We start from the raw sequence: 12,688 nt of genomic DNA, 5'->3' as shown, positions 1-12,688 counted from the left end.
AATGCTGTCAACTATTGGCGTCTTTTGTCTCAAGGCGCCGAGCCACCCGGGACGCCTCCGCCTTGTCCAGACCACTGAACAATTCGAACGCCTGTCGCCACAGCTCCTGGGCGGCCTCGCGGGCACCCTCCCGGAGGCGTACCTCCGCCAGCACATCCGTCGCCCGCGCCTCTTCCTCCGGGAAGTGAATGCGGTGGGCGAGCGAAATCGCCGCGCAAAGGTGCTCCGCGGCGGCGGCGAGACTGTCGAGCGCCGCCTCCGCGCTTCCCAGGCGCCGCAAGGCGCGCGCCTCTTCCTGGGCGGCGCCGATGCTCCGGGCCAGGGCCAGGGCCTGCTGATGGTGGGTGGCCGCCTCGGTGAACTGTCCGAGGCCGAAGTGGGCCGTACCCAGACCGATCAGGGCATTGCCCTCGTTCTTACGGTCGCCGAGCCGACGGAAGGTGAACAGGCACTCTCTAAACATGTCCATGCCAGAAACGACGTCGTGCCGGTCGGCCGAGGCGGAGAGCAGTCCGGCGAGATTGGCCTGCATCGTCGCCACGTCGGAGAGACTTCCGACATTCTTGGTGAGGGCGAGGGAGGTTTCGTACGTCTGGCGTGCCAGCTCCACATTCCCCACTTGCAGGTGCAGATCACCCAAATTATTGATGCACTTGGCGGAATTCCGGCGGTCGCCGGCCTGCTGGAATGTGTCGATCGCCCGGGTGAAATACTCCAGGGCTTCCTCGTGCTCGCCCAAGTGTAATAGGGAGATCGCGTAATTGTTCTCGCAGCGGGCCTGGCCCCAGGTGTTGCCCGAGCGGACGTGTACGGCGATGGCTTCCCGGTGTGCGGCGAGCGCCTCGTGGTTCTGGCCGTGATTCCAGTGCAGGATGCCCAGTTTCCGCAGTGCGTCGGCTTCCGCGTCCGGGGCGTCCGTGGCGCGTGCCAGTTCCAGGGCGTGGCGGGCGGCCGCCATGGCCTCGGGGTAGTGGCCGGTGTTGGTGCGGGTCGCGCTGAGGTCGAGCAGGGCCAGACACAGTGCGTGTTGGTCACCCGTCTGCTTCCAGTGGTCGACGGCGTGCCGCTGCATCCGGTCGGTGTCCACCCAGTGGCATTCGGCGTCCAGGAACTCCGACAGGGCGTGACTCAGAAGCGCGGCCTGACGGGGGACGCCGTGGGTGCGCGCATACCGCTCCACGGTGAGGAGGTTGGAGCGCTCGGTGGCGAGCCATTCCTTCGCCGCCTCGGCATCGCGCCAAGGCAGACGGCGGCCGCCCGTTCCGGCGGTGCCGTCGGCGCGCTGACGGGCCGTCCGGGGACGCTGCGGATAGACGAGGGCGTCGGCGGCCTCGGTGGCGGACAGGTAGTGGTCGATCAGACGCCGCACGGCCTGGTCGCGGGTTTCCTCGTCGTCCTCGGAATGCGCCAGGGCCCGCGCGTACTCGCCGAGCAGGTCGTGGAACCGGTACCGGTCGGGTCGGGGTTCCTGGAGCAAATGGCAGTACAGCAGGCTTTCGAGAAGCCGTTCCGTCTGCTGCTGGGGAAGGCCCAGCAGAGCGGACGCCGCTTGCGGGCCGAATTCGGCACCCAGGTGGAGGGCGAGACGGCGGAACGCGGACTGCTGGGCGGGCGTCAATGTCTGGTACGACATCTCGAAGGCGCGGGCCACTTCCGAGTAACCGTCGTACAGTTCCGCGAGCCGGCCGGGGCCTCGGGTGAGCCGTTCGCGGAGATCGGCCAGGGACCAGGACGGGCGGGCGTTGAACCGGTTCGCGGCGATCTCGATGGCCAGCGGCAGATGTCCGCAGAGATCGACGACGCGGGATATGCCGGTGGTGTCCTGGGTGCGTTCCCGGCCGGAGAACGCCCGGAAGAGATCCACGGCGTCCTGCGGGGGCAGCACGTCTAGGGCGAGGGAATAAGCGCCGGGCAGGCCTGCCAAATGGCGGCGGCTGGTGATGATGACGAGCGAGGGGGACGGGCCGGGGAGAAGCGGGCGTACCTGGTCGGTGTCCGCGGCGTCGTCCAGGATGACGACGGCCCTTTTGTGCGACAGCAGCGTCCGCCACAGGTCCGTACGCTCTTCCAGCGCGGAAGGAATGGAGTTGGCCGGGACCCCCAGAAGGCGGAGCAGCGTCGCCAGCGCGGTGGAGGCGCTCAGCGGTTCCTGGACGCGGGCATGGGTGCGCAGGTCGATGTAGAGCTGTCCGTCGGGGAAATGGCGGCCCAGCGCGCCGGCGGCGTTCACGGCCAGGGCTGTCTTTCCCACGCCCGCCATACCGGAAATCGCTTCCAGGGCCACGATGGGGGCGTAACCGTCTCCCTCCGTGCGGCTCGCGGCGGCGATCACGGCGTGGAACCGCCGCATTTCCGTCCGGCGGCCGACGAGAGCGGCCTGACGTGGCAGGTTGCGCGGGGCGTACGCGGTGTGGAAAGTGTCAGGGGCATGTGGCGGGCCGTCGAAAAGGACCTCACGTGCCGGGACGCGGCGCAGGATTCTCTGATGGATGCGGGCGAGTTCTTCGCTCGGGTCGCAGCCCAGTTCCGCCCGGAGTTTCCGGCGGGCGTCCTGGTAGATCCGTAAGGCGTCCGCGTGCCGTCCACAGCCGTAGCAGGCCAGCATGTGATAGCCGATAAGGGTCTCGTCGTCGGGGAACTGGCCGACCAGGGAGGAGAGAACGCCGATCACCTCGCTGAAGCGTCCCAGGCGCAACTGCATGGCGATACGCGAGGTGGTCGCGCTGAGGCGCTGTTCGGTCAGGCTCGTCCGCGTCCGCTCGGCCCATGACCCCGGCAGGCCGGCGAGGGGATCACCGCGCCACAGATCGTCCGCCTGGTGGAGCAGTGTGACCGCCTCGTCGCCGCATCCGTCGTCCGACAGGCGCCTGGCTCGGGCGACGAGATCCTGAAATCGGTGCCAGTCAATGCGTTCGGGCAGAATTTCGAGGGTATATGTGTGCGCATGATGCTTGATCGCTGCGCATTCGGTCCCGCCGGAGACGGCGGCGGCCACGCGTATGGATTTGCGAATGCGTGACACGTACGTGTGAACCGACTCGCGGGCTTTGCCCGGCGGTGCGCCGTCCCAAAGACGGTCGATCAAGGCGTCCAGAGCGACGGGCCGGCCCGCGGACAAGGCCAGCGACGCGAGAACGCCACGCTCTTTGTCGGAGCCGAGACCGACCCGGTGCGTGGCCGAGCCGAGGCAAATGGGGCCGAGGATGAAAATCTCCATCAGCGCCTCCCGTCATCGGCGCCCCATACCGGTTCGGTGAGCATGGCACTCAATGGTTGAAGTGGCCAGTAGGCACCGGACGGGCGGTGGCCGGTTCGGGTCCTTTGCCGGACTTCGCGGCATCCGCCGCCCTTGCGGAGGACTTCCGCCGTCCTTCCATGGGTAGAGCTGAAGTGATCACTGACGTACCGGACGGGGGTGGGGGATGCGCCGGGATGTGAACGCCATTGGCGGTTCGGCCAGGATTCACGGGACGAGTATCCAGGCGGGGGATGTCAGCGGCGGCATACACGTGCACGCGGACTCCGCCGCGCGGCTTCCCGTTCCACGGCAACTGCTCTCCGTCACGCCGCTTTTCACCGACCGGGAAAATGATCTGTCGGCACTGACGGCGCTGCACGCGCGATTTCCCGAGCTGTCCACCCCGTTGATCGTCGTCAGCGGGCCCGCCGGAATAGGCAAGACGGCCCTGGTGTCCCGATGGCTGCGCGGGATGGCCGAGAGATTCCCCGACGGCCAGTTGTACGCCGATCTCCGCGGGCACGCGGAGGACGGGCCGGCCGCCCCGGGCGACGTCATGAGCCAGTTCCTGCGCGCCCTGGGCGTCGTGCAGGTGCCGCACGCCCTGGACGAGAGAGCCGCGCTGTGGCGCTCGGTCACCGACGGCCTGCACCTGTCGATCATGCTCGACAACGTCCTGTCCGCGGCCCAGGCCCGGTCCCTGCTGCCCGGCGGCCGGCCCAGCCTGGTCGTGGTGACCAGCAGGTACCGCCTGACCGGGCTGCGCGCCGACGGAGCGCTGTACCACGAGCTGGGCCTGCTGGAGCAGCACGCGGCCGTCGAGATTCTCTCCCGTGGCATAGGGGCTGAGCGCGTGGAGCGTGAGGACAGCGCGGTGCGCCAGGTCGTGACCCTGTGCGCCGGCCTGCCCCTGGCGGTGTGCCTGGCGTCCGCCCGGCTCGCGTCCCGCCCCCGGCAGCCGGTGCGCACCATGGTGGAAGCGTTGGAGCAGGACCGAGGACGGCTGGCGGCGCTGGCCGTGGAGGGGAGTTGTCGGTGTACGCGGCGCTCGACGAGTCGTATGCGGTACTGGCACCCGAGGCGGCCCGGCTGTACCGGTGCCTCGCACTGCTGCCGGCCAGGGAACTGGACTCGCGGCTGGCGGCGGTGGCCCTCGGTGTGCCCCTCGGGGAGGCGGAGCGGCTGCTGGACGCGCTGGTCGAGGCCAACCTGGTGGAGGACACGGGCCCGGACGCCTACCGCTTCCACGATCTGGTCCGGCTGCACGCCGAGGCGCGCGGCCGGGCGGAAGAAAGTCCGACGGCCCGGGAAGAAACGTCCCGGCGCGTGGCTGACTGGCACCTGCACACCGCGTCAGCAGCGCAGGCGCTGCTCTCCCCCATACAGTTCACCCTCGGCCGTACGTACGTCTACGAACCGGACCTCCCCTGCCCCTTCACGGACGAGAGCGGCGCGCTCGCCTGGCTGGAGACCCGCCGCGCGGACCTGGTGGCGACCGTGCGCACCGCCGACGAGAAACGCTGGGACGAGCTGGCCTGGCAACTCGTCGACGCGTTATGGCCCTTGTTCCACCGGCTGCGCCACTACGACCTCTGGATCGAGGCTCACACCATCGGCCGCCGGGCCGCGCACCGGACCGGGGACCGCAGGGCGGAACGCCAGATGCTGAATTCCGGAGCCATCGGCCTCAACGCGGCCGGGCGCACCGAGGACGCCATCGACTGGTTCACGCAGTCGCTGCGGGCCGCCCGCGAGGCCGGCGACATCCGTGACGAGGGGCAGGCGCTGCTCGGTATCGGCGCCGCGCACCGGGAGGCGGGGCGCTTCCCGGAGGCGGAGGGCCACCTCCGCCGGGCCATCTCGGCCTGGGAGAACGCGGGTTACGAGCGTGGAGTGGCGCTGGCGCGGATCATACTGGGCGAAATGGCACTGGAGGAGGCGGAGAGAGAGCGGTCCGGCGCCGGGGGCCCGGCCGAGCGGGCAGCGGAACTCTTCTCGCAGGCCCACGAAGCGCTGGTCGCGCTGAACGATCCGTACGACGCCGCGCGGGCGCTCGCCTTCTCCGGGCGCGTGAGTGCGCTGAGAGACGCGTACGACACGGCGGTGGAACGCCTCGGCCAGGCCTTGCGATTCTTCGAATCCGCCGGGTCCGTCCACTGGCAGGCGCGTGTCTCGGAAATGCTGGGAGCGTGCGCGCGCGAGCACTCCCTTCCGGACACCGCACGGGACCACTGGGAGCACGCCAGGAGGCTGTACGCGTCGCAGAGTCCTTCGAACGCCCAACGGGTAGGGGACCTGCTGGCCGGCCTGGGTGGTGCGAGCAGGCCGGTGGATCCAGCAGGCCCCCGGGAGGAGCGCCCTACGGGCCCGTCAGAAAGCTGACGGCACGCAGCCCGTCCAGGGTGTGCCCCGTCGCGAGCAGGCCGTGCAGACACGACGCGGCCTGCGACCATCTCTCCGGCCCTGCCCACCCCGTCCCCTCGACGGCGAGGCGCCGCAAGCCTCCGGCGCCGTCGCGGTACGCCACGGCGCAGGTGCCGTCCAGAAGAGGCACGGCCGCGAGCCGACAGCCGACATGGTGACCCAGTACGCGATCGAGTCGGCGCCACGCCCCACGCCGCTGCCGTGGACGGCTGTGGACCAGGACGTCCGCACAGCCGAGCCAGGACTCTTCGGCGCAGGTGTCGGCGTCGACGGCGAAGTGGTCGTCGGTGCCGAGGAGCGCCTGGCGCGTGGCCGGTCCGGGCGGCTGCCCGGCGTGGACGAGCACGGTGCGTATGCCGGTAGGCGTGGCGACGGTGATGCCGGGCACCGCGACGGGCCCCGTGCGGAGGGCGCCGGCGGTCGGCGGTCCGGACAGCACCTGTACCGAACGGTGCCAGTGGTGGCGGGAGGGAGGCGGGGCGGCGGTACCGATGGCCGGCTCGGTGCCGGCCGTACCCCACATGCCGGTCATGCTGTCGCCTCCGTACCGGTACCGCTGTCCGGGGCGCACCAGGAGTCCAGCCGCGGCGGCAGCGGCAGCTCCCGCGTGACGGCCGGGTGCGCGGGCTGCCCCAGCCCCAGGATCCGGTACATCAGCCGCCGCATGTTTCTGGTGAACCGCCTCGGCTCCGAGGTGATCCGGGACGCGATGGCCGCGTACTCCTCGCCCTGGTGCTCCGCGTACTCGGCAGCGGCGTACGCCAGCTGGCTCGGGAGCGAATGGCCCGGCGACAGGGCCGGAGCGGTCCGCGCCAGGGTGGCGGCGGGCGACATGGGGTTGATCTCCCCTTCCGGCGACGAGGCGAGCAGTATCGGGGCGCGGGTCAGCGTTCCGTACAGCGTCACCGACCCGTGGTCCCCGATGATCCAGTCCGCCGCCACCAGTACGGACCGCCAGTCCGCCTCGGGCGGTACGACGGCGATGCCGTGCCGCCGGCACTGCGCCAGCCAGGCCCGTACCTGCCAGGCGCCGTGCCCCGACCAGACGTTGGGATGGATCAGCAGCGCCACCCGCCGGTTCTTGCCCGACAACTCGTTGATGAGGCGCGGGAGCAGCGCTTCGATCGCCCCGAAGGACGACAGCGCACCCCAGGTGGACACCACGGCGACGAGTTTCTGCCCCTTGCGCAGCCCGAGCGCGCGCCGGTAGGCGGGGCGGCGGGGCAGGCTGGCCACGATGCGGTCGTGCACCGGGTCCCCGACCACGGACGCCACGGGCAGGGCCTCCGGGCACGACTGCGCCAGGCCGTGCAGGTCGTCCCGGTGGGGCAGGACGACGGCGGCGGGCAGGCACCGGCCGTCCGGAACGATGTCCGGGCGCCCGAGGCCGGCGACGCGGGCGTCCGTGCCTTCGATGATGCGCTTGAGGTAGTTGGCCCCGTGCGGCAGCGTGATCAGCGGCGCGCTGATCTCTCCCAGCCCGCGCGGCCCCGCGGCGAGCGCGAGGTCGTATTCGAGCCGGGCCGCCTTCTCCCAGGGCAGTACCGCGCTGCCGAGCCGGTGGAGGAACGCGGCCACCCCGTCGCCGAACGGGTGCGGAGGGGCCGTGAACAGGACCTGGACGCGGAGGTCGGACTCCAGGAGCGAGAACACTTCCTGGAGGCGTTTGATGTACGTCACCGTGTGGGCGACGACGAGGACGCGTTTGCGGCCGGTGAGGGTCAGCCACTCGCGTAACTGATGTGGTGAATTCTTGTCGAAAGCGCTCAATGCCCCCATGACATCCCCCTGTCGGATCAAGCCGGCGTGTTCCGGACCGGACACGTCGGCCGGTTGGGGAGGGGATGCCCACGGGGTGGGACGAAAGCCTTGACCGGCCCTTGCGAAAACCTTGCCCCGGTGGCCGGCGGAGGTGTCGGGTCCGCGCGTGGTGTGCACGGGGCGGGTGGGGCGCCGCGGCAGGTGTGTACTCCTTCATGTCCGCGCGGAGGTGTCGCCACACCTGCACCACTGTGCGCAGGGCTCGCACGCCGCGTCGAGGGGCCTGCCGGGAGACCTGTCGAGGAGCCTGCCGCCGGCCCTGTCGTGCTGAGGAGGGCGGGGCGCAGTCATCCGCCGTCGGCGTGGCCCACGCGTCAGTGGCACGCCGCCGCGGTGCGGGTGTGCGGGCTCCGCCCCAGCCAGGTCCTCGGGTCGTGCGCGGGCGCTCAGAGCCGGATGCGCATCGATTCCGGATCGGCCTCAGCGAGTACTACGGGCGCGGGGGCCGCAGCTCGTCGAGCCCGCCTTCTCCGGGCCGTTCACCGGCCGCCGAGCCTCACCGCTCCCGGCCCGTACACCGCAGCGCGGCCGCGAGCCGCCGGGCCACGTCGGGCGCGCAGCGGCCCAGCTCCACCAGCGGCCGTGGTGCGTCGGCCGCCAGGGACGGGCCGTCCAGGCCCAGTGACGGCAGGGTGATGCCCACTCCGGCCAGCGCGGCCTGGAGTTCGTCCCGCGCCGCCTCCGCGTCCGTGATCTTCTCGCCCGCCGTCGCGCGTTCCACTGTGTCCATGATCGCAGCGCCTTCCCTCGATGCCCGGTGCGTGCCTCACCGAGCAGCATCGCTCGGTGAATCCACGACTACTAGGAGTAGCCAATTATGCGCCCGTGAAACGAATTCGGCGGCGGTTCCGCGGGCACCGCGCGCACCGGCGCCCGCAGCCCGCCGGTGAGGGCCCTGCGCGCCGCCTCTTACTCTGGAAACGCACCGACCGGGTGGTCTGCTCCCGGTTGACTTTCCGCGTCCACCGGACCCCGTCGTGCCGCCCGTACGGCGGCCGACCCGAAGCCATGAGGTAACCGGCAGTGAGCCCCGCCCCGCCGCCCGCAGCGCCCGCGCCGGGTGCCCCTGAGCCGTCACCCGCGGTCCCCGCACCGCGCGTCCCCGGTCCCGGTCCGGGCTCCGGCCCCGGCCCCGCACGAGTCACCGTCGTCGGGATCGGCGCGGACGGCTGGGACGGGCTGCCGGCCGCCTCACGAGAGGTGCTGCGGGGCGCGGGGGCGCTCGTCGGGGGCGTACGGCAGCTCGACCTGTTGCCCGCGGAGTGCGCGGGCGAGCGGGTTCCGTGGCCGTCGCCGCTGCGGCCCGCCGTACCGGGGCTGCTCGCCGCGTACGCCGGACGCGAGGTGTGCGTCCTGGCCAGCGGTGACCCGATGTTCTACGGCATCGGGCGGACGCTCACCGAGGTGCTCGCCGAGGCGGGGGCCGCGCCGCCGCGCGTGCTGCCGCACCCGTCCTCCGTCGCGTACGCGTGCGCCCGGCTCGGCTGGCCCGTCGAGGACACCGAGGTCGTCACCCTCGTCGGCCGCCCCCTCGCGGGCCTGGCGGCCGTCCTGCACGACGGCCGCCGGCTGCTCGTCCTCTCCGCGGGCGCCGAGACTCCCGCGCAGGTCGCCGGACTGCTGCGGGAGCGCGGCTTCGGGCCGACCCGGATGCGCGTACTGCAACAGCTCGGCGGCCCGCGCGAACGACAGGCCGAGGGCACGGCCGCGGACTGGCCGCCCACGCCCGCAACCGGCGGCACCGGCCCCCTCCCCGCGATCGACCCGCTCAACGTCATCGCCCTGGACTGCGCCCGCGCCCCGGAAGCCCTCCGGCTCTCCGCCGCCCCCGGCCTGCCGGACGACGCGTACGAGCACGACGGCCAGCTGACCAAGCGCCACGTACGCGCCGCCACCCTCGCCGCACTCGCCCCCGCCCCCGGCGAACTCCTGTGGGACATCGGCGGCGGCTCCGGCTCCATCGGCATCGAGTGGATGCGGACGCACCGCACCTGCCGCGCCGTCGCCGTCGAGCGGAACGCCGTACGGGCCGGACGCATCACCCGCAACGCGGACGCGCTCGGCGTACCGGCGCTGCGCGTGGTCACCGGCCCCGCGCCCGAAGCCCTCGCCGGACTCCCGGCCCCGCACGCCGTGTTCATCGGCGGCGGCCTGACCGCGCCCGGCCTCCTGGAGGCGTGCTGGGCGGCGCTGCCGCCGGGCGGCCGGCTGGTCGCCAACACCGTCACGCTGGAGTCCGAGGCGCTGCTCGCCGACTGGTACCGGCGGCACGGCGGCGACCTCGTACGGCTCGCGGTCGCGCACGCCGTACCGGTGGGGGCTTCACCGGCTGGCGGCAGGCGATGCCGGTCACCCAGTGGTCGGTGACGAAGCCCGTGGCCCCCGAGCCTCCCGCCCCCGACGCCCCCGCCACCCCCACACCCCCACCGTCCCCAACGCCCCCTTCGTCCCAGGAGACGCACAGTGACCGTCCACTTCATCGGCGCCGGACCGGGCGCGGCCGACCTGATCACGCTGCGCGGCGCCCGCACCCTGGCCCGCTGCGAGGTCTGCCTGTACGCGGGCAGCCTGGTGCCGCGCGAACTGCTCGACGAGTGCCCGCCCGGCGCCCGCCTGGTCGACACCGCCAACCTGGACCTCGACCAGATCACCGCCGAACTGGTCCGCGCCCACGAGGCCGGCCAGGACGTCGCCCGGCTGCACTCCGGCGACCCGTCCGTCTTCAGCGCCGTGGCCGAGCAGATGCGCCGCCTGGACGCGGCGGGCGTGCCGTACGAGGTCGTCCCCGGCGTCCCGGCGTTCGCCGCCGCGGCGGCCGCCCTCAAGCGCGAACTGACCGTCCCCACCGTCGGCCAGACCGTCATCCTCACCCGCATCGCCCAGCAGGCCACCCCCATGCCCGAGGGCGAGGACCTGGCCACCCTGGGCCGCAGCGGTGCCCTCCTGGTCCTGCACCTCGCGGCCCGCTACGTGGACCGGGTCGTCGGCGAACTCCTGCCGCACTACGGCGCCGACTGCCCCGCCGCGGTCGTCGCGATGGCCTCCCGCCCCGACGAACTGGTGCTGCGCGGCACCCTCGCCGACATCGCGGACCAGGTGAAGGCGGCGGGTGTGGTCCGTACGGCGGTCATCATGGTCGGCCGCACGCTGGGCGCCTCGCAGTTCCGCGACAGCCACCTGTACTCGACGGAGCGGGAGCGGGCATGTGCGGCGGAATCCGGTCAACTCCGGGACGCCCAGGCCGAATAAGCGGTTGATCGGGTACGGCGGCTCCAGCAGCATCGACAGGATGAACGCGAAGCCGCAGCCCGAGCCCGTGAAGACCCCGCCCGAGCCCGCCAAGTCCCTGCCCGAGCCCGTCGAAGCCCTGATCGTCGTCGACGTCCAGTCGGCCTTCTTCGCGGGCGAGGGCGCGGCACCGCACGCGGCGGCCGTCCAGGAGCGCACCGAGGACCTGGTCGACCGGGCGCGGGCGGCCGACGCGCTGATCGTCCACCTCCAGAACGACGGCGCGCCCGGCACGTCCGACGAGCCGGGCACCCAGGGCTGGGAGCTGCACCTGCCCGTCGCGCCCGGCCCGCGCGAGGTCGTGATCCGCAAGACACTGGACGACGGCTTCCACGAAACCCCGCTGGGCGAACTGCTCACCGAGACCGGGGTACGGTCCCTCGCCGTCTGCGGCGTGATGTCCGAGATGTGTGTACTGGGGACCGCGCGTGCCGCCCTGGAGCGCAAGTATCGCGTCGTCCTGCCGCACGACGCGCACGGCACGTACGACGTACCGCCCGCGCCGGGCGAGACGGAGGGCGTCCCGGCGGCGATGGCCTCGCGCGTCGCGGAGTGGGCCCTCGGCGACGAGGTCGAGATCGTCGCGTACGCGAAGGACGTACCGTTCCAGGCGCCGCCGGGGCCGGCCGCCACCTGACGGAACGCGTCACTCCGGGGTACGCGGCCACGACGGCGGGCCCGCGCCTGTCACCCCCCGTCCCGCGGCCCCCGGGGCTCGGCCCGCCCCACCACATTCCCCGCCCGGTCGATGCAGATCACATCCACCGCGACCGGCGCGCCCCGCAGGACCGCCAGGGCCTCGTCGCGGGCCGTCCTGGCGACCAGGTCACCGAGCGGCACGCCGCGCGCCGCGCACAACTGGAGTGCGGCCAGCCCCGTATTGGCCACGGCGACCTCGCCCGCCAGCTCCGCATCGGCACCGCCCCGCCGCGCCAACTCCGCCAGGAACCCCTTGTCCACCTGCGACCGCGCCGAGTGCAGGTCCAGATGGCCCGCCGCCAGCTTGGACAGCTTCGCGAAGCCGCCGCAGACCGTCAGCCGCGGTACGGGATGCCGTCGTACGTACTTCAGCACCGCGCCCGCGAAGTCGCCCATGTCCAGCAGCGCGTCCTCGGGCAGGCCGTGTTCGGCGACGACGACCTTCTCCGAGGTGGAGCCGGTGCACCCGGCCACATGCGTACGCCCCACCGCACGCGCCACATCCACACCCCTCCGGATCGAGTCGATCCACGCCGAGCACGAGTACGGCACCACGATCCCGGTGGTCCCCAGGATCGACAGCCCGCCCAGAATCCCCAGCCGCGGATTCCACGTACTCCGCGCGATCTCCTCGCCATGATCGACCGACAGCTCGACCTCGACGTCCCCGCTGCCCCCGTACCGCCGCGCGACCTCCGCGACGTGCTCCCGCATCATCTGCCGGGGCACGGGGTTGACCGCCGGCTCGCCCACGTCCAGCGGCAGCCCGGGGCGGGTGACCGTACCCACCCCCGGCCCGGCCTTGAACACCACCCCGCTGCCCGCCGGGAGCCGGCGCACGGTGGCCCGGATCAGCGCACCGTGCGTCACATCGGGATCGTCCCCCGCGTCCTTGACGACGGCCGCCATGGCGCTGGACCGGTCCGGGACCAGCTCCTCGGCGGCCAGCGCGAACGCGGGCGTCTGCCCCTTCGGCAGGGTGATCGTCACCGGGTCCGGGAAATCGCCGGTCAGCAGCGCCGTGTACGCGGCGGTCGTCGCCGCCGTCGCGCAGGCCCCGGTCGTCCAGCCGTGCCGCAGCCCGGTGTGCGCGAGCTGCGCCGTACGGCCGCCGGCGGCGCCTGTGCCGGTACTGGTCCCGGCCGCGCTCCCGCCCGTACGTCCGCCTCCCGTACCGTTCGTGTCCGTACCTGTCTCACCCATGGAGAAGACCGCCCG

Annotated in this window: 8 protein-coding genes and 2 pseudogenes; 5 read left to right on the top strand and 5 right to left on the bottom strand. The window is 72.5% G+C overall.

The annotated features are described in order from the left end of the window. Positions 1 to 7: 7 nt before the first annotated feature. Complete coding sequence (locus ACEXOX_RS24070) at positions 8 to 3,217, bottom strand: AfsR/SARP family transcriptional regulator (RefSeq protein ID WP_406523169.1); 3,210 nt, start codon at positions 3,215 to 3,217, stop codon at positions 8 to 10. 205 nt (positions 3,218 to 3,422) lie between these two features. Between ACEXOX_RS24070 and ACEXOX_RS24065 the strand changes: the two are divergent. Together ACEXOX_RS24065 and ACEXOX_RS24060 are read left to right on the top strand one after the other, a co-directional pair. After that, positions 3,423 to 3,833: pseudogene (locus ACEXOX_RS24065) on the top strand (AAA family ATPase); the annotation flags it as partial. A gap of 440 nt (positions 3,834 to 4,273) precedes the next feature. Beyond that, on the top strand, positions 4,274 to 5,620 hold the full coding sequence (locus tag ACEXOX_RS24060) for a tetratricopeptide repeat protein (protein ID WP_406526451.1): 1,347 nt from the start codon (positions 4,274 to 4,276) through the stop codon (positions 5,618 to 5,620). Here the strand turns inward: ACEXOX_RS24060 and ACEXOX_RS24055 are convergent. The 3 genes from ACEXOX_RS24055 to ACEXOX_RS24045 all read right to left on the bottom strand — a co-directional run bounded on the left by ACEXOX_RS24055 (position 5,598) and on the right by ACEXOX_RS24045 (position 8,213). Next, the gene (locus tag ACEXOX_RS24055) at positions 5,598 to 6,194 is read right to left on the bottom strand and encodes a hypothetical protein (protein ID WP_406523168.1); all 597 of its coding nucleotides are present in this window, start codon (positions 6,192 to 6,194) and stop codon (positions 5,598 to 5,600) included. The two genes, ACEXOX_RS24060 and ACEXOX_RS24055, sit on opposite strands and share 23 nt — an antisense overlap. Continuing rightward, a complete protein-coding gene (locus ACEXOX_RS24050; protein WP_406523166.1) occupies positions 6,191 to 7,441 on the bottom strand; it encodes a hypothetical protein in 1,251 nt (416 codons plus the stop codon). The genes ACEXOX_RS24055 and ACEXOX_RS24050 overlap by 4 nt, the downstream gene beginning before the upstream one ends. A 538-nt stretch (positions 7,442 to 7,979) precedes the next feature. Next, positions 7,980 to 8,213 (bottom strand): hypothetical protein, encoded by a 234-nt coding sequence (locus ACEXOX_RS24045; RefSeq protein WP_125055401.1) that lies wholly within the window; start codon positions 8,211 to 8,213, stop codon positions 7,980 to 7,982. A gap of 425 nt (positions 8,214 to 8,638) precedes the next feature. Between ACEXOX_RS24045 and cbiE the strand changes: the two are divergent. From cbiE to ACEXOX_RS24030, 3 genes and pseudogenes are all read left to right on the top strand, one after another. After that, a pseudogene (gene cbiE, locus ACEXOX_RS24040) lies at positions 8,639 to 9,873 on the top strand (precorrin-6y C5,15-methyltransferase (decarboxylating) subunit CbiE); the annotation flags it as partial. Between the two features lie 73 nt (positions 9,874 to 9,946). After that, a complete protein-coding gene (gene cobM, locus ACEXOX_RS24035) occupies positions 9,947 to 10,732 on the top strand; it encodes a precorrin-4 C(11)-methyltransferase (protein WP_406523165.1) in 786 nt (261 codons plus the stop codon). A 40-nt stretch (positions 10,733 to 10,772) separates the two neighbouring features. Then, positions 10,773 to 11,408, top strand: a complete 636-nt coding sequence (locus tag ACEXOX_RS24030; protein ID WP_406523164.1) for a cysteine hydrolase family protein — start codon at positions 10,773 to 10,775, stop codon at positions 11,406 to 11,408. A 50-nt stretch (positions 11,409 to 11,458) separates the two neighbouring features. Here the strand turns inward: ACEXOX_RS24030 and ACEXOX_RS24025 are convergent, their stop codons facing one another. Further along, the gene (locus tag ACEXOX_RS24025) at positions 11,459 to 12,673 is read right to left on the bottom strand and encodes a cobalt-precorrin-5B (C(1))-methyltransferase (RefSeq protein WP_406523162.1); all 1,215 of its coding nucleotides are present in this window, start codon (positions 12,671 to 12,673) and stop codon (positions 11,459 to 11,461) included. Positions 12,674 to 12,688: the final 15 nt, after the last annotated feature.

It is taken from the genome of Streptomyces sp. Ac-502, from assembly GCF_045222935.1.
GTDB classification, from domain to species: domain Bacteria; phylum Actinomycetota; class Actinomycetes; order Streptomycetales; family Streptomycetaceae; genus Streptomyces; species Streptomyces monomycini.
This window is presented reverse-complemented; position numbering and strand designations above follow the sequence as displayed.

Coding starts and splice junctions, on each gene's coding strand:
- ACEXOX_RS24055 (WP_406523168.1), bottom strand. CDS start 6,194: ATGACCGGCATGTGGGGTACGGCCGGCACCGAGCCGGCCATCGGTACC.
- ACEXOX_RS24070 (WP_406523169.1), bottom strand. CDS start 3,217: ATGGAGATTTTCATCCTCGGCCCCATTTGCCTCGGCTCGGCCACGCAC.
- ACEXOX_RS24050 (WP_406523166.1), bottom strand. CDS start 7,441: ATGGGGGCATTGAGCGCTTTCGACAAGAATTCACCACATCAGTTACGC.
- ACEXOX_RS24025 (WP_406523162.1), bottom strand. CDS start 12,673: ATGGGTGAGACAGGTACGGACACGAACGGTACGGGAGGCGGACGTACG.
- ACEXOX_RS24045 (WP_125055401.1), bottom strand. CDS start 8,213: ATGGACACAGTGGAACGCGCGACGGCGGGCGAGAAGATCACGGACGCG.
- ACEXOX_RS24030 (WP_406523164.1), top strand. CDS start 10,773: ATGAACGCGAAGCCGCAGCCCGAGCCCGTGAAGACCCCGCCCGAGCCC.